We start from the raw sequence: 15726 nt of genomic DNA on the forward strand, positions 1-15726 counted from the left end.
CGCGGACCGCGCGAAGACGATCGTATGAAAAACCCCTATTCATGCGCGCGGTGCTTCCCGGTCCGCGCGACGGGTCACCGGATCGCGGCGCGCCAGGGGCGACAGGGCGAATCCAAGGTGTTCGAGTTTGTGCGGATTGATCACCGAGCGGATGGTGCAGATCCTTCCGCCGTAGATGTCGAGGGTCAGGACGTTGATCAACGCGCCGTCGGGGTCGAAGGCGAGCACGCCAGGTTGCCCGTTGATCTGTGCACGCTGCAGTCGCACGCCGAGACTGCGGTAGGCACCCATGATTGCGGCCAGGGCCCGGTGCACGCGGTTTCGGCCGAAGATCGGTCGCGGCAGTCCGCGGCCGATACCGCCCCCGTCGCCGTAGAAGGACACGTCGTCGGCCAGCCATTGCACCAGATCGTCCAGATCACCATTCTGGGCCGCGGCGAAAAAGCGATCGGCGAGCTGATCGCGGCGCGTGGCGTCGGCGTCGAAGCGGCGGCGCCCCGCCGCGATGTGTCGGCGGGCCCTGTTGAGTAATTGGCGGCAATTGGCCGGTGACTTGTCGACGATGCGCGCGATGTCGGCGTAGTCGTAGGCGAACACCTCGCGCAGCAAGAAAACGGCGCGCTCCACGGGTGAGAGCGTCTCCAGCAGCAGCAGAAACGCCATCGATACCGAGTCGGACATGACGGCAACATCGGCGGCGTCGGGAACGGTCGAGGTGATCAGTGGCTCGGGAAGCCAAGGGCCCAGGTACTTTTCGCGTTGCACGCGGGCGGAGCGCAGATGGTCGATCGCGAGGCGGGTTGCGATGGTGGTCAACATCGAGCGCGGTGACTCGACGTGGTGACCGTGCTGCAAGTAGTCGAGGTAGCGCAGATACGTTCCCTGCACGATGTCCTCGGCGTCGGTGACGCTGCCGAGCATGCGATAGGCGATGGCGAACAGCAGCGGCCGCAGCTCGGCCGCGTCCCCTTGCTGTTCGGCACTGTCGCCGGGCGGGGGGTCGGTAGGAGGAGTCGTCATGTTCTGTAGACGACCGAGCCGTCGGTGGTGTGACAGGTGGCGAGCTGGATCGCCCACCGATGTCACGCGCGGCGGCCGTCGTTCGTCTCAGGGGCGTCCGCTCGAAAGAAAGGAAGACGATGAACGCCGCGCTATGGTCAGCACAAATCGTCCTGGCCGCGATATTCGCCCTGTCCGGAACGGTCAAGCTCACATTCAGCCGCGAACGACTACTGGCCACGGGTCAGACCGGCATCGCCATGTTTCCCATGCCGGTCGTCCGTTTCACCGCCGCATCGGAGATCCTCGCCGCGGCAGGACTTGTCGCGCCGGGACTGACGGGCATTGCGCTGATCTTGACGCCGCTCGCAGCGGCGGGCCTGTGCGTGGTCATGGTCGGCGCCGCGTGGGCGCACACGCGGCTGCACGAACGCCGCGCGGTCGCGGTCAACATCGCGCTACTCCTCTTGGCGGCATTCGTGGTGCTCTGCCGAGCCGCGATGTTGCACTGATCGGCCGCGATCACGGCTGGTGATCGATCGCCGCCAGCACCGCCATCGCGGCGTTGTGGCCGCCGATCCCCGACACCGCTCCACCGCGGCGGGTTCCGGAGCCGCACAGCATGATTCGATCGTGTGCGGTGGCCACACCCCATTGCCGCGCCGGCGTGTCCAGCGGGTCGTCATCCTCGGCGAACGGCCAGGACAGGCCGCCGTGGAAGATGTTGCCGCCGCTCATGTGCAGCGTCTTCTCGAGATCCAGCGTGGTGGTGGTCTCGAGGCAGGGGCGGCCCTGCGCGTCGGTCAGCAACAGGTCTTGAATCGGTTCGGCCAGAACGGAATTCATCGATGCGAGCACGTCGTCGGTCAGCCGATGGCGCAGCGCGTCGGCGTCGGCGCCGTCGAACAGCGAATGCGGGGTGTGCAGGCCGAACACCGTCATCGTGTGCGCTCCCGCGTCGCGCAGGTCCGCCGACAGGATGCTGGGATCGGTCAGCGAGTGGCAGTAGGCCTCGCACGGCAAGGGATGCGGCGGTCGGCCCGCGGCGGCCTGCGCGTAGGCGGTGTCGAGCTGTGTCCAGGTCTCGTTGACGTGGAAGGTCCCGGCGAAGGCCTGTTCGGGTGTGACGGCGTGGTCGCGTAGCCGGGGCAGCCGCGCCAGCACCATGTTCACCTTCACCTGCGCGCCGCCCGCCGCGGGCGCCGGTGCTTCGCCGAGTAGTCCGGCCAGGACGGTGGGTGCGACGCCGGCCAGGACGAACCGGGCGGTAAGGCGGTGGTCGTCCTCCCCGGCGCGATAGCGCACTTCGCCGGCCGGGTCGACGGCGTAAACGTCTGCGCCGGTGCATATTTCGGCGCCGTGGCGGACCGCCGCCGCGGCCAGGGCGGTGGTCACCGCGCCCATGCCGCCGAGCGGGACGTCCCAGTCTCCGGTGCCCCCGCCGAGCACGTGATACAGGAAGCAGACGTTCTGTGTCAGCGTCGGTTCGTCGAGGCGGGCGAAGGTGCCGATCAGGGCGTCGGTCGCGATCACCCCGCGAACCACGTCGTTGGCCACGGCGTCGGCGATGGCATGCCCGATGGGCTCGTCGATCATGGCCCGCCACGCGGCCGCGACGCGGCGCTCGTCGCCTGCCATCACGCGCCGGCGGGCGCCCTCGCGGGTGGGCAGCGGTTCGAGCAGGGTCGGCCAGAGGCGTTCGGTCACCAGCCGGCAGCGTCGGTAGAAGTCGGCGAAGCCCCGCGCGTCCCCGGCGGCCCCGATGGCGGCGAAGGTGTCGGCGGGCGACCCGATCAGCAGCCCGCTGCGCCCGCCGCTCGCCGGGTCGGGGGTGTAGGACGAAAACGGCCGCCGCGCCAGCCGCACCGCGGCGCCCAGATCCCGGACGATGCTGGGCGGCAGCAGGCTGACCAGGTAGGAGTAGCGCGATACCCGGACGTCGATGCCGTCGAAGGCTTGTGCCGAGACCGCGGCACCGCCGATGTGCTCCAGCCGTTCCAGCAGGCGCACCCGCAGACCGGCGCGGGCCAGGTACGCGGCGGCGACAAGACCGTTGTGGCCGCCCCCGACGATTACGGCGTCGGCGTCGGTCGCATGGTCGCTCAGCTCAGGTAGCCCTCGACCTCGTCGGGCGGCCGCACCTCCGCCTCTCGGGGGTCCCCGCCGCTCTCGCGCAGCGCGCGGCGCTGCCGCAGCAGGTCCCAGCACTGGTCGAGTTCGACCTCTACCCGGCGGAGGCGGTCATGTTCTTCGGACGTGTCGATGTCCCCGCGCTGCAGCTGGGCCCGCAGCGCCTTCTCCTCGGCGACCAGGTCGCGAATGACGGCGAGGGTGTCGTTGTCGGTCGGTTTACTGCCGTTGGCCATCGCTCCAGTGTGCCCGACCCGGGGGGTGGTGAATCGGTAGGCTGCATATCGCCTGGCACCCGGGCCGGCCCGGGCGAGTGAGATGAGGGAGGGCCGTCGTGAGCGTCAAACGGCTCGGCCTGCCCTGGCTGATCGCCCTGGTGATCATCCCACTTCTGCTGGCCGTGATCGGCCACGCGGTCTCGACCCGATCGGCGTCCGGTCGCGGGTCGCCGGCGCCCTCGACCAGCGGTGGCGCGCCGACGATTTCGTTGGCCGCGTTCTCGATGGCCCGCAGCGGCGACAGCGTCACCCTGACCGGGGCCTTCCCCGACGAGACCGCCAAAGCCGCGTTGCTGAAGGTGCTCGGCAGCGCGCTGCCGGCCGGCGTCGGCGTCGTCGACCAGATCCGCATCGACCCGGCCGTCGACGCCCTCGATTTCGCCAAGGCCAAACCGGTTTTCGCCGACAGCGCGTCGATCGCCGATTTCACGCTCACGGTTGGCGGCGACACCATCACGCTGGCCGGCACCGCGGCGTCGCCGGACCAGAAGGACACCATCGACACCGATGCCAAGCGGGTCTGGTCCAACCTGAATGTCGTTGACAACCTTGCCATTAACTCACCGACGTCTGCGCCGCCCGGTGCCGCCGCGTCGTGCGCCAACCTGCAGTCGGCGATCAACACCCTGACCGACGGGGCGCTCACCTTCGAGTCGAACCTCGGTAATTTGACCGCGTCCGACGAGCAGGTTCTGACCGGGGTCGCCGACAAACTCAAGGCATGCCCGAACGCTCGGGTGGCGATCAACGGCTACGCCGACAGCACCGGCAATACCAGCCTGAACGTTCCGTTGAGCGAACAGCGCGCCCAAACCGTCGCGGCGTTTCTGGAAGCCCATGGCGTGCCAGGCGACCGCTTGACCACCACGGGTTTCGGTTCGGCCAACCCGGTCGCGCCCAATGGCACCGACGACGGTCGCGCCCAGAATCGCCGGGTCGAAATCGTGGTGAGCTGAGGAGCATTCGGCATGGACTTCGTCATCGGGTGGTTGTGGTACCTGCTCGCTTTCCTGGCGGGCTCGGCCGTCGCCTGGGTGATCGCCACGATCCTCGACCGGGTGCGCGAGGGCGTGCGATGACCCACGTGAACTGGTGGCTTTTCGGCCTGTCCTTCGCGCTGGGGCTGGCGCTGACGCTCGCGCTGATGATACCTCCCGCCAAAACCCAAGCGCCGGTGCCGGATTCGCGGGATGAGCGGGCGGCGCGCGAGCCCGACACCACCCGGATCCCGATCACCGAAAAGCGCACCACGACAATCCCGGCCACCGAACGGCGCACCACGAAGATCCCGGCCGCCAAGGAATCGCCGACCACCAAAATAGCGGTGACGCCCCGCGCGCCGTACGGCCCGGGCTCCGCCGACGCAGGCCCTGACGGCGGCGGGCCGGCGGGATTCCTGATCAAGGCCCGGATGGCCGAAAGGCTGTACCTCACGCCCGACGATCCGTCCTACGACTCGACCACCGCCCAGGTCTGGTTTCGGGACGAAAAGTCCGCGCAGCAAGCCGGTTTCACGCCGTGGCGCGACCACGAGGACTACCCGTAGAGCGCTAGCTGGGGGCGGGGATCCGCAACACCAGGCGAGCACCACCGAGCGGGCTGCTCTCCAGCGAAGCGGTCCCGCCGTGCAGCTGGGCCTGTTGGGCCACCAGCGCCAATCCCAGGCCCGACCCGGAATGGGAGGCCGTCGATCCGCGAGAAAACCGATCGAAGACCACCTGTCGTTCGTCCTCGGGCACGCCGCTGCCGTTGTCGTCGATCGCGATCTCCACACCGGCGCGCGAGCTGACCGCCGACAGCTGGACGCGGGTGGCGCCGCCATGCTTGACGGCATTGGCGATCGCGTTGTCGACGGTCAGGCGCAACCCGGCCGGTAACCCGACGATGATGCAGGTGGGTGACGGCACCAGCGAAACGTCGACCCCCGGGTAGATCCGGGCGGCGTCGTGCGCGGCGCGGTCCAGCAGCTCGGTGATGTCGACGGGCACGTGGTCGTCGGCCGTCGACAGTTCGCCCTGGGCCAGCCGCTCGAGGGCGGTCAACGTGGCCTCGATCCGCGACTGCGTGCGGACCACGTCGCCCAACACCTCCTTGCGCTGGTCGTCGGGCATGTCCAGGGTGGACAGCACCTCGAGGTTGGTGCGCATCGCGGTCAGCGGGGTGCGCAGTTCGTGCGAGGACACGGCGGCGAAGTCGCGCGCCGACGCGAGCGCATCCTTGGTCCGGTCCTGTTCGGTCCAGATGCGCTGCAGCATCCCGCGCATGGCTTCGGCGATCTCGACCGCCTCGCTGGCGCCACGCACCGCCACCTGCGGGCGTTCGTCGGCATCGATCGAACGGGCTTGCTGGGCCAGGCGTTTGAACGGCCGCACCGCGAAAGCCGCCAGGAGCCAAGCGAATACCGCCGCCGCGCCGATCGACAGCGCGCAGATCAGGATCACCCGCCGATGCAGGTTGTTGGTCTGGGCGATGGTGTCGTCGTAGGTCGCGCCCACCGCCAGCGTCGCCGGCTGCGGCGCGCGGACCTCGAGCGTTCGCACTCGATAGCGCACCCCGTTGATGTAGGTGTCGGCATAGCCCACGTCCAGCGGCGGCAGCGTGACGTCCGAGTTGGACTTGACCTGGCCGTCGCGCCGCACGGTGATCACGGTGTCCTGATCGTTGGGGGTGCGGGGGATGTCGTCGGGACCGCGGGGCAGGAAGGGGATGGCGAAACCGGCAGCCTCGTCCAGGCGGCGATCCAGGCGTTCCTTCCAGGCGCTGGTGATGCCGAACCACACCACCGCTCCGGCGATGACCACCACGATCGCGGTGCCGATGGCCGTCGCGACCGCGACCCGGGCCCGGAGCGAGGGCGTCCGGGTCAGGATTCGGGACAGGAACTTCATGGCCGGCCGACCTGATTACTGCATGCGCAGTACGAATCCCACTCCGCGCACGGTGTGCAGCAGCCGGGGGCCGCCGTTCGCCTCCAGCTTGCGGCGCAGGTATCCGATGAACACATCGACGACGTTGGTGTCGGCGGCGAAGTCATAGCCCCACACCAGCTCGAGCAGCTGCGCGCGGGACAGCACCGCGGTCTTGTGCTCGGCCAGCACCGCCAGCAGGTCGAATTCCCGCTTGGTCAGGTCGACGTCGACGCCGTTGACCCGGGCGCGCCGGCCCGGGATGTCGACCTCCAGCGGGCCCACCGTGATGGTTTCCGAGGACGACGTGGCCGTGGCGCCGCGGCGGCGCAGCAGCGCCTTGACCCGCGCCACCAGCTCGGCCAGCACGAAGGGCTTGACCAGGTAGTCGTCGGCGCCGGCCTCCAGGCCCGCCACCCGATCGTCGACCGAGCTGCGGGCGGACAGCACGCAGACCGGGACGTCGTTGTCCATGGCGCGCAGCGCCGTGACCACGCTGACGCCGTCCAGCACGGGCATGTTGATGTCGAGCACGATCGCGTCCGGGCGCGTCTCGGTGGCGCTGCGCAACGCCTCGGCGCCGTCGACCGCGGTCGACACCTCGAATCCGGACAGCCGCAGACCGCGTTCGAGCGACGCGAGCACATCTGAATCGTCGTCGACGACCAAGACCCGCGGTGAGCTAGCTCCAGTGTCCATGCGGCCCATTTTGCCTGATTGTCGACTATCGCTGTGGGAGGCGCGACCTGGGGGCCGAGCAGTCGCAAAAGCACCCGAAACGCCGAGGAAACCGGGACATTTGCGTCTGCTCGCGGGGTTAGGTGGCGGGCAGGCCGATGTTGCGGTAGCGCCGCAACCGGGCCGCCAGCCGTTCGGCGGCGGGAAGATCGCGCAGCGCCTGCACCTCGGCGGCGATGGCCCGCGCCAACCGCTGCGCGAACTCGACCGGCTCGTCGGCGGCGTCGGGATGCTCCGGCACGACGGCGTCAACAATTCCAGACTCCAGAAGATCACGCGATCGGATGCCCTGTGCCGCAGCGAGTTCCGGGGCGTGATCGGTGTCGCGGAAGACGATCGCGCTGGCCCCCTCGGGCGGTAGCGGCGCCAGCCAGCCGTGCAACGCCGCCAGCACCCGGTCGGCGGGCACCATCGCCAGCGCCGGCCCGCCGCTGCCCTGGCCCAGCAGCACCGACACCGTCGGCGTATCCAGCGTCACCAGCTCGGCCAGGCACTGGGCGATCTGGCCGGCCAGCCCGCCCTGTTCGGCCTCGGCCGACAGGGCCGGGCCCGCGGTGTCGATCACCAGCACCAGCGGCAGCCGCAGCTCGGCGGCCAGCGCCATGCCGCGCCGGGCTTCCCGCAGCGAGGCCGGCCCCACCAGACCGCCCGTCAGTCGCTGCTGGCCCAGCACCACCACCGGCTGGCCGGCGAAGCGGGCCAGCGCCAACACCGTCGTCGCCGCCTCGCCCTGGCCGGTCCCGGACAGCAGCACCCGGTCGGTGGCGCCGTGCCGCAGCAACAGTCCCACCCCGGGCCGGTCCGGCCGTCGCGACGCCACCACCGAATCCCACGCGGGAACGTCGGGTGTCGGTTCGGGTGGCGCCGGGGCGGGCAGCGGTTCGGGGGCGTCGGCGATGACGGTCATCGCGCGGTGCAGGGTGCGGCGCAGCTCATCGAGCGGGACGACGCCGTCGATCACGCCGTGGCGCTGCAGGTTCTCCGCGGTCTGCACGCCATCGGGGAACGGTTCGCCGTAGAGGAGTTGGTAGACGCGCGGGCCCAGGAAGCCGATCAACGCGCCCGGCTCGGCGACCGTGACGTGGCCCAGCGAGCCCCACGACGCAAACACCCCACCGGTCGTCGGATTGCGCAGGTACACCAGGTACGGCAGGTGTGCCTGCTTGTGCAGCCGCACGGCCGCGGCGATCTTCACCATCTGCAGAAACGCGACCGTGCCCTCTTGCATGCGGGTGCCGCCGGAGCTCGGCGAGGCCAGCAGCGGCAGCCCCTCGGCCGTGGCCCGCTGCACCGCGGCGGTGATCCGTTCGGCCGCCACGACACCGATCGAACCGCCCAGGAAGCCGAACTCGCACACCACTACCGCGACCCGGCGCCCGAAGACGCGCCCCTCGCCGGTCAGCACCGATTCGTCCAGACCCGTCGCGGCGCGGGCATCGGCCAGCTCCTGGGCGTAGGACGCGCTGACCGGCACCGCCAGCGGCTCGGTGTCCCAGCGGAGAAAGGAATTTTCGTCCAGCACCGCATCGCGCAGTTCACCAGCCGTGATACGACTCACGAGACGAGGCTATATAGGGTGGCTGCCATGATCGGTGTTACCCAGGCCGAGGCCGTGATGACCATCGAGCTGCAGCGTCCCGAGCGCCGCAACGCCTTGAACTCCGAGCTGGTCGAGGAGCTGCGCGAGGCCGTGCTGAAGGCGGGCGACGGCTCCACCCGCGCGATCGTGCTGACCGGTCAGGGCACGGTGTTCTGCGCCGGCGCGGACCTGTCCGGGGACGCCTTCGCCGCCGACTACCCCGACCGGCTCGTCGAGCTGCACAGGGTGCTCGACGCCACGCTGATCCCGGTCATCGGGGCCATCAACGGCCCGGCGATCGGCGCCGGCCTGCAACTGGCCATGCAATGCGACCTGCGGGTGGTGGCACCCGACGCGTTCTTCCAGTTCCCCACCTCGAAATATGGTCTGGCATTGGACAACTGGAGCATCCGGCGGTTGTCCTCGCTCGTCGGCCACGGCCGCGCCCGGGCCATGCTGCTGACGGCGGAGAAGCTGCCCGCCGACGTGGCGCTGCAAACGGGGATGGCCAACCGCATCGGCACGCTCGCCGACGCGCAGGCCTGGGCGGCCGAGATCGCCGGGCTGGCGCCGCTGGCGATCCAGCACGCCAAGCGGGTGCTCAACGACGACGGCGCCATCGAGGAGGCCGGGCCGGTGCACAAGGAACTCTTCGATAAGGCCTGGAGCAGCCAAGACGTCATCGAAGCCCAGGTCGCCCGGATCGAGAAGCGGCCGCCGAAGTTCCAGGGGGCCTGACGATCATGCGGGGGACGCTGCGGCTGGTCGCCGGTACGGCGTCGCTGGCGGCCGGAAGTTGGCTGGTGCGAGCGCTGCACGGCGCGCCGGACGCGCTCGGCGCCCACCCCGCCTCGATCGCCGCGGTGACGGCGGGGTCGCCGAACTACCGCGACGGCGCTTTCGTCAACCTCGAGCCCCCCTCGGAAGCCAGGATGGACCGCGAGCAACTGCGGCTGGTCGCCTGGGAGCTGATCGGGAACCGGGGCGGCAGCCGGCCGAAGGGGCCGATCCCGCTGGCGTCGCCGGGAATCCTCGACGCCGACCCCAGCCGGCTGGCCGTCAGCTGGTTCGGCCACTCCACGGCGCTGCTGGAGATCGACGGCTACCGGGTGCTCACCGATCCGGTGTGGAGCGACCGGTGTTCACCCTCCGACGTCGTCGGCCCGCAGCGGCTGCACCCGCCGCCGATCCAACTCGAGGCGCTGCCCGCCGTCGATGCGGTGGTGATCAGCCATGACCATTACGACCACCTCGACATCGACACGGTCCTGGCGCTGGCCCGCACCCAGCGGGCCCCGTTCTTCGTGCCGCTCGGCATCGGGGCCCACCTGCGCAGGTGGGGGATACCCGAGCACCGCATCGTCGAACTCGACTGGCACCAGAGCGCCAAGGTCGACGAGCTCACGGTGGTTTGTGTACCGGCGCGGCACTTTTCGGGACGCTTTCTGGACCGCAACACGACGCTGTGGGCGTCGTGGGCGTTCGTCGGGCCCACCCATCGCGCGTACTTCGGCGGCGACACCGGCTACACCAAGAGCTTCGCGCAGATCGGCGCCGACCACGGACCGTTCGACGTGACCCTGCTGCCCATCGGGGCCTACAACACGGCGTGGCCCGACGTGCACATGAACCCCGAGGAGGCGGTGCGGGCGCACCTGGACGTCACCGACGGCGGGCTGCTGGTGCCAATCCATTGGGGCACTTTCCGGTTGGCCCCCCACCCGTGGGCGGAACCGGTTGAGCGCCTGCTCGCCGCCGCGGGACCCGAGGGCGTGAACGTGGCGGTGCCGCTGCCCGGTCAACGCATCGATCCCGCGGCGCCGAAGGAATCCGATCCCTGGTGGCGGCTGTAGGTTCCCGCGACGCGCATCGTCACCGCGTTAGGGTGCGCGGGTGACCACACGCGCGGCCATGGCCGCCATCGCCGCGGCGCTGGTCGGGCTGACGGGTTGCGGTTCCGGCCAGCCGACCGCCGGGCCGCCGTCCACACTGTCCGACGTCCCGCCCAACCAGGTCTTCGGCGTATCGATCCCCGCCGGCCGCATCGACGAGGCCGTCGCCAAGGTCGACGGACTGGTCGGCGACCTGATGAAAAGCAGCGGCATCCCCGGAATGGCCGTGGCCATTGTGCACGACGGGAAAATATTGTACGCCAAAGGTTTTGGCGTCAAAGACGTCAGCAAGGGGCAGGGACAGGACAACAAGGTGGACGCCGACACCGTCTTCCAGTTGGCGTCGGTGTCCAAATCGGTCGGCGCGACCGTGATCGCGCACGAAGTCAGCGACAACGTTGTCGCCTGGGACACGCCCGTCGCGGCCAAGCTGCCGTGGTTCGCGCTGAGCGATCCCTATGTCACCGGCCATGTGACCGTCGGCGACCTGTATGCGCATCGCTCCGGGCTGCCCGACCACGCCGGTGACAAGCTCGAAGACCTGGGCTACGACCGTCGGCAAACGCTCGAGCGGCTCAAGTACCTGCCGCTGGACCCGTTCCGAATCAGCTACGCCTACACCAACTATGGGATCACCGCCGGGGCGGAGGCGGTGGCGGCCGCGGCGGGCAAGCCGTGGGAGGACCTGTCCGACGAGGTGCTCTACCGCCCGCTGGGCATGACGTCGACCAGCTCACGGTTCGCCGATTTCCTCGCCCGGCCCAACCATGCGGTCAACCACATCAAGATCGACGGCACGTGGCAGGCCCGGTTCCAGCGTGACCCCGATGCCCAGTCGCCCGCGGGCGGCATCAGCTCATCGGTGAACGACATGGCCCGTTGGCTGATGATGTTGCTGGGCAACGGAACCTACGACGGCCGGCGGATCGTCTCGCCGGAAGCGCTGCTGCCCGCCATCAGCCCGCAGGTGGTATCGGCGCCCGCGAAAACTCCGCAGGCGCGCACCGGGTTTTATGGATACGGTTTCAACTCCTCGGTGGATTCTTCGGGACGCACCGAGTACAGCCATTCGGGCGCTTTCGATCTGGGCGCGGCGACCAACTTCGTCGCGCTGCCCGCCGAGGATTTGGGCATCATCGCGCTGACCAACGCCGCGCCCTACGGCATCCCGGAAACGCTGACCGCCGAATTCATGGACCTCGTCCAGTACGGCCACATTCGCGAGGACTGGGGGCCCTTGTACAACAAGGCGATCGGCTGGCTGAACAACCCGCTGGGCTCACTGGTCGGCAAGCAACCCCCGGCCAACCCCGCACCGGCCAGACCCCTCGGCGACTACGCCGGCATCTACGCCAGCGACTACTGGGGACCGGCCGTCGTCACCGAACACGACGGCGCGCTGCAACTGGCGATGGGCCCGAGGCACCGGACGCTCACCCTCACCCACTGGGACGGCGACACCTTCACCTTCGGCCTAACCGACGAAAACGCCCCACCGGGAACGATTTCCAAGGCTACGTTTTCTGGTTCGCCGACGCCTTCGCTGAACTTGGAATACTACGACTCCGACAAGCTGGGGACCTTCACGCGATGACTCTCGCTGCTACGTCTGGCCTGACCGACGCCGAAGTGGCGCAGCGGGTGGCCGACGGCAAGACCAACGCGGTGCGCGAACGCGCCACGCGCAGCATCACCGATATCGTGCGCGCCAACGTCTTCACCCGGATCAACGCGATACTGGGGGTGCTGCTGCTGATCGTGCTGGCGACCGGTTCGCTGATCAACGGCATGTTCGGGCTGCTGATCATCGCCAACAGTGTCGTCGGCATGGTCCAAGAGATCCGGGCCAAGCAGACCCTGGACAAGCTGGCGATCGTCGGGCAGGCGAAACCCTTGGTGCGCAGGCAATCCGGCGCCCGGGCGGTGCCGCCCGCCGAGGTGGTGCTGGACGACATCATCGAGCTGGGCCCCGGGGATCAGGTCGTCGTCGACGGCGAGATCGTCGAGGAGGCGAGCCTGGAAGTCGACGAGTCGCTGCTGACCGGTGAGGCCGACCCCATCGCCAAGACCGTCGGCGACGCGGTGCTGTCGGGCAGTTTCGTCGTCGCGGGCAGCGGCGCCTACCGCGCCACCAAGGTCGGACCGGACGCCTATGCGACCAGGCTCGCCGAGGAGGCCAGCAAGTTCACCCTGGTGAAATCCGAACTGCGCAACGGCATCAACCGCATTTTGCAGTTCATCACCTACCTCTTGGTGCCCGCCGGTCTGCTCACCATCTACACCCAGCTGTTCACCACCACGCACACCGGCTGGCGGCAGGCCGTGCTGCGCACCGTCGGCGCGCTGGTGCCCATGGTCCCGGAAGGGCTGGTGTTGCTGACGTCGGTCGCGTTCGCGGTCGGGGTGGTCCGGCTCGGCCAGCGCCGCTGCCTGGTGCAGGAGCTGCCCGCCATCGAGGGACTCGCGCGGGTCGACGTGGTCTGCGCGGACAAGACCGGCACCCTGACCGAAAGCGGCATGCGGGTCGCGCGGGTCGACGAACTCGACGACCCGGGGCAGCGCCCGCCCATCGCCGACGTGCTGGCGTCGTTGGCCGCCCAGGATCCGCGACCCAACGCGAGCATGCGGGCGATCGCCGAGACCTACAGCGAGCCACCCGGCTGGACCGCAACGGCGACAGCACCTTTCAAGTCGGCCACCAAGTGGAGCGGCGTCTCTTTTCAAGACCACGGCAACTGGGTGATGGGAGCCCCGGACGTGCTGCTCGAGCCGGGATCGGCGGCCGCCGAACAGGCCGAGCGGATCGGCGCGCAGGGGATGCGGGTCCTGCTGGTCGTCGCCGGCGACGTCGCCGTCGATCACCCCGACGCGCCGGGCCGCGTCACCCCCGTCGCGCTGGTGGTCCTCGAACAGAAGGTGCGACCGGACGCCCGCGAGACGCTGGATTACTTTGCCGGTCAAGGTGTTTCGGTCAAGGTGCTGTCCGGTGACAACGCCGTCTCGGTCGGGGCCGTCGCCGGTAAGCTCGGGCTGCACGGCGAGACGATGGACGCGCGCCAATTGCCGTCGGAGCCGGCACCATTGGCCGACGCGCTGGAATCCCACACCACGTTCGGTCGGGTCCGGCCGGACCAGAAACGCGCCATCGTGCACGCCCTGCAGTCGCGTGGCCACGCCGTGGCGATGACCGGTGACGGTGTCAACGACGTGCTGGCCCTCAAGGACGCCGACATCGGCGTCGCGATGGGCGCCGGCAGCCCGGCGTCTCGCGCCGTCGCCCAGATCGTCCTGCTGGACAACAGGTTTGCCACGCTGCCCTACGTCGTCGGCGAGGGACGCCGGGTGATCGGCAACATCGAGCGCGTCGCCAACCTGTTCCTGACCAAGACGGTGTACTCGGTCCTGCTGGCCTTGCTGGTGGGCATCGAATGCCTGCTCGCCAAGCCCCTGAAGGCCGACCCGCTGCTGTATCCGTTCCAACCCATCCACGTCACCATCGCCGCCTGGTTCACCATCGGCATACCGTCGTTCATCCTGTCGCTGGCGCCCAACAACGAACGGGCCCACTCGGGTTTCGTGCGCCGGGTGCTCACCTCGGCGCTGCCCTGCGGGCTGATCGTCGGCACCGCGACGTTCGCGTCCTATCTGCTGGCCTATCACGGCCGCCACGCCACCTACGTCCAACAGGATCAGGCGTCGACCGCGGCGCTGATCACGCTGCTGATGACGGCGCTGTGGGTGCTGGCGGTGGTGGCGCGCCCCTACCAGTGGTGGCGGGTGGCGCTGGTAATCGCTTCGGGCCTGGCCTATGTGGTGATTTTCAGCCTGCCGCTGGCGCGTAAGGCGTTCCTGCTCGACCCCTCCAATGTCGCGGTGACCGCCACGGCGCTGGGGGTCGGCGTGCTGGGCGCGGCGGCGATCGAGGCCACGTGGTGGATCCGGGCCAAAGTGCTGGGCGTGCAGCCGCGGTTGTGGCGCTGAGCGCGCCGAACTCACCGCGGGGCGTCGTCACCGGCCAAGTACGATGCCGGGAAAAGGGAGGGCGCATGGGATTCCTGGATAAGGCGAAGGACCTGTTGTCGCAGAACGCCGACAAGGTCGAAAAGGCGATCTACAAGGCCGGCGAGTTCGTCGACGACAAGACGCAGGGCAAGTACACCGACACCATCCACCAGGTGCAGGAGCAGGCCAAGAAGGCCGCCGGCACCGCGGACACCGGCGACCAGCAGAACTGAGCAATGGCCAAGCTTTCCGGATCCATCGATGTCCCGCTGCCACCCGAGGTGGCCTGGCAGCACGCCTCTGACCTGTCCCGGTACAAGGACTGGCTGACCATTCACCGGGTGTGGCGCAGCACCTTGCCCGACGAGATCGAAAAGGGCACGGTCGTCGAGTCGATCGTCGAGGTCAAGGGCATGTACAACCGGATCAAATGGACGGTGGTGCGCTACAAACCGCCCGAGGGCATGACGCTCAACGGCGACGGCGTCGGCGGGGTCAAGGTCAAGCTGATGGCCAAGATCGCGCCCAAGGACGACGGCTCGGTCGTCAGCTTCGACGTGCATCTGGGCGGCCCGGCGCTGTTCGGGCCCATCGGCATGATCGTCGCTGCCGCCCTGCGCGGCGACATCGACCGGTCGCTGGAGAACTTCGTCACGGTGTTCACCCGATCCGACCCCAGCACAAACGGCGACGGCAGGGCGCACGGCTGACCGCCGATGAGTTTTCGGTGGGGCGGCAGTCGGTAGTGGTGAAGCCCCCCTGTCCGGGGCCAGACACCCCAAGGAGGTCACCGTGCCCACCCGTGACAGCGCGCCGCTGGGCGCTCCCTGCTGGATCGACCTGACCACATCCGACGTGGCCCGTGCCCAGGAGTTCTACGGCGTGGTCTTCGGCTGGACGTTCGAGTCCGCCGGTCCCGAGTACCACGGATACGTCAACGCCGCCAAGGACGGCCATATGGTCGCGGGCCTGATGGCCAACCGGCCCGAAGCAGGATCACCGGACCACTGGACCACCTATTTTCACACCGCCGACCTCGACGCCACGCTGTCCGCGGTGACCGGGGCCGGCGGGTCGGTGTGCATGGCGATCGAGGTGCCCGCCAAGGGCCACATGGCCGTGGCGACCGACCCAACCGGCGCGGTGTTCGGCTTGTGGCAGCCGCTGGAGCACCGTGGCTTCGAGCTCATCGGGGCGGCCGG

Annotated in this window: 16 protein-coding genes and 1 pseudogene; 11 read left to right on the forward strand and 6 right to left on the reverse strand. The window is 69.2% G+C overall.

Features of this window, described 5'->3' with window-relative positions:
* Positions 1-39: 39 nt before the first annotated feature.
* The gene (locus tag A9W96_RS23110) at positions 40-1020 is read right to left on the reverse strand and encodes an RNA polymerase sigma-70 factor (RefSeq protein WP_067024368.1); all 981 of its coding nucleotides are present in this window, start codon (positions 1018-1020) and stop codon (positions 40-42) included.
* A gap of 59 nt (positions 1021-1079) precedes the next feature.
* On the opposite strand from A9W96_RS23110, the gene A9W96_RS23115 reads away from it, so the two are divergent.
* Positions 1080-1511, forward strand: a complete 432-nt coding sequence (locus A9W96_RS23115) for a DoxX family protein (RefSeq protein ID WP_231999814.1) — start codon at positions 1080-1082, stop codon at positions 1509-1511.
* Between the two features lie 10 nt (positions 1512-1521).
* Here A9W96_RS23115 and A9W96_RS23120 read toward each other — a convergent pair whose 3' ends face one another.
* Both A9W96_RS23120 and A9W96_RS23125 read right to left on the reverse strand, forming a co-directional pair.
* Positions 1522-3105, reverse strand: a complete 1584-nt coding sequence (locus tag A9W96_RS23120) for an NAD(P)/FAD-dependent oxidoreductase (protein ID WP_067143369.1) — start codon at positions 3103-3105, stop codon at positions 1522-1524.
* On the reverse strand, positions 3102-3365 hold the full coding sequence (locus tag A9W96_RS23125; protein WP_066866789.1) for a DUF2630 family protein: 264 nt from the start codon (positions 3363-3365) through the stop codon (positions 3102-3104). Before A9W96_RS23125 ends, A9W96_RS23120 begins: the two co-directional genes overlap by 4 nt.
* Before the next feature lie 98 nt (positions 3366-3463).
* Between A9W96_RS23125 and A9W96_RS23130 the strand changes: the two genes are divergently transcribed.
* The 3 genes and pseudogenes from A9W96_RS23130 to A9W96_RS23135 all read left to right on the forward strand — a co-directional run bounded on the left by A9W96_RS23130 (position 3464) and on the right by A9W96_RS23135 (position 4953).
* Positions 3464-4363, forward strand: a complete 900-nt coding sequence (locus A9W96_RS23130) for an OmpA family protein (RefSeq protein WP_156765379.1) — start codon at positions 3464-3466, stop codon at positions 4361-4363.
* Positions 4364-4375: 12 nt separating this feature from the next.
* A pseudogene (locus A9W96_RS32840) lies at positions 4376-4456 on the forward strand (hypothetical protein); the annotation flags it as partial.
* Positions 4457-4482: 26 nt separating this feature from the next.
* On the forward strand, positions 4483-4953 hold the full coding sequence (locus A9W96_RS23135; RefSeq protein ID WP_067143359.1) for a hypothetical protein: 471 nt from the start codon (positions 4483-4485) through the stop codon (positions 4951-4953).
* Between the two features lie 4 nt (positions 4954-4957).
* On the opposite strand, the gene A9W96_RS23140 is transcribed toward A9W96_RS23135, so the two are convergent.
* The 3 genes from A9W96_RS23140 to A9W96_RS23150 all read right to left on the reverse strand — a co-directional run bounded on the left by A9W96_RS23140 (position 4958) and on the right by A9W96_RS23150 (position 8609).
* Positions 4958-6295: a sensor histidine kinase KdpD gene (locus A9W96_RS23140; RefSeq protein WP_066866786.1), complete on the reverse strand. Its 1338-nt coding sequence runs from the start codon at positions 6293-6295 to the stop codon at positions 4958-4960.
* A gap of 15 nt (positions 6296-6310) precedes the next feature.
* Positions 6311-7021, reverse strand: coding sequence for a two-component system response regulator PrrA (gene prrA / locus A9W96_RS23145; RefSeq protein ID WP_112632790.1), 711 nt, complete (start codon positions 7019-7021; stop codon positions 6311-6313).
* A gap of 109 nt (positions 7022-7130) precedes the next feature.
* On the reverse strand, positions 7131-8609 hold the full coding sequence (locus tag A9W96_RS23150; RefSeq protein ID WP_067025270.1) for a carboxyl transferase domain-containing protein: 1479 nt from the start codon (positions 8607-8609) through the stop codon (positions 7131-7133).
* A 27-nt stretch (positions 8610-8636) separates the two neighbouring features.
* Between A9W96_RS23150 and A9W96_RS23155 the strand changes: the two genes are divergently transcribed.
* The 7 genes from A9W96_RS23155 to A9W96_RS23185 form a co-directional block, all read left to right on the forward strand.
* Entirely contained in the window at positions 8637-9368 is a 732-nt protein-coding gene (locus tag A9W96_RS23155; protein ID WP_066866782.1) for an enoyl-CoA hydratase, read from the forward strand.
* Between the two features lie 2 nt (positions 9369-9370).
* On the forward strand, positions 9371-10483 hold the full coding sequence (locus tag A9W96_RS23160; protein WP_156752932.1) for an MBL fold metallo-hydrolase: 1113 nt from the start codon (positions 9371-9373) through the stop codon (positions 10481-10483).
* Between the two features lie 40 nt (positions 10484-10523).
* Complete coding sequence (locus tag A9W96_RS23165; RefSeq protein WP_067143360.1) at positions 10524-12116, forward strand: serine hydrolase; 1593 nt, start codon at positions 10524-10526, stop codon at positions 12114-12116.
* Positions 12113-14503 (forward strand): cation-translocating P-type ATPase, encoded by a 2391-nt coding sequence (locus A9W96_RS23170; RefSeq protein ID WP_067143363.1) that lies wholly within the window; start codon positions 12113-12115, stop codon positions 14501-14503. The genes A9W96_RS23165 and A9W96_RS23170 overlap by 4 nt, the downstream gene beginning before the upstream one ends.
* A 65-nt stretch (positions 14504-14568) precedes the next feature.
* Entirely contained in the window at positions 14569-14757 is a 189-nt protein-coding gene (locus A9W96_RS23175) for an antitoxin (protein ID WP_067143366.1), read from the forward strand.
* Between the two features lie 3 nt (positions 14758-14760).
* Positions 14761-15234: an SRPBCC family protein gene (locus A9W96_RS23180; protein ID WP_066866772.1), complete on the forward strand. Its 474-nt coding sequence runs from the start codon at positions 14761-14763 to the stop codon at positions 15232-15234.
* Positions 15235-15316: 82 nt separating this feature from the next.
* A partial coding sequence (locus A9W96_RS23185; protein ID WP_197499611.1) for a VOC family protein occupies positions 15317-15726 on the forward strand: 410 nt, incomplete at its 3' end.

This window comes from Mycobacterium sp. 1245852.3, from assembly GCF_001669335.1.
In the GTDB taxonomy this organism is placed as follows: Bacteria; Actinomycetota; Actinomycetes; order Mycobacteriales; family Mycobacteriaceae; genus Mycobacterium; species Mycobacterium europaeum_A.

Coding starts and splice junctions, on each gene's coding strand:
- A9W96_RS23110 (WP_067024368.1), bottom strand. CDS start 1,020: ATGACGACTCCTCCTACCGACCCCCCGCCCGGCGACAGTGCCGAACAG.
- A9W96_RS23115 (WP_231999814.1), top strand. CDS start 1,080: ATGTCACGCGCGGCGGCCGTCGTTCGTCTCAGGGGCGTCCGCTCGAAA.
- A9W96_RS23125 (WP_066866789.1), bottom strand. CDS start 3,365: ATGGCCAACGGCAGTAAACCGACCGACAACGACACCCTCGCCGTCATT.
- A9W96_RS23135 (WP_067143359.1), top strand. CDS start 4,483: ATGACCCACGTGAACTGGTGGCTTTTCGGCCTGTCCTTCGCGCTGGGG.
- A9W96_RS23140 (WP_066866786.1), bottom strand. CDS start 6,295: ATGAAGTTCCTGTCCCGAATCCTGACCCGGACGCCCTCGCTCCGGGCC.
- prrA (WP_112632790.1), bottom strand. CDS start 7,021: ATGGGCCGCATGGACACTGGAGCTAGCTCACCGCGGGTCTTGGTCGTC.
- A9W96_RS23155 (WP_066866782.1), top strand. CDS start 8,637: ATGATCGGTGTTACCCAGGCCGAGGCCGTGATGACCATCGAGCTGCAG.
- A9W96_RS23170 (WP_067143363.1), top strand. CDS start 12,113: ATGACTCTCGCTGCTACGTCTGGCCTGACCGACGCCGAAGTGGCGCAG.
- A9W96_RS23175 (WP_067143366.1), top strand. CDS start 14,569: ATGGGATTCCTGGATAAGGCGAAGGACCTGTTGTCGCAGAACGCCGAC.
- A9W96_RS23180 (WP_066866772.1), top strand. CDS start 14,761: ATGGCCAAGCTTTCCGGATCCATCGATGTCCCGCTGCCACCCGAGGTG.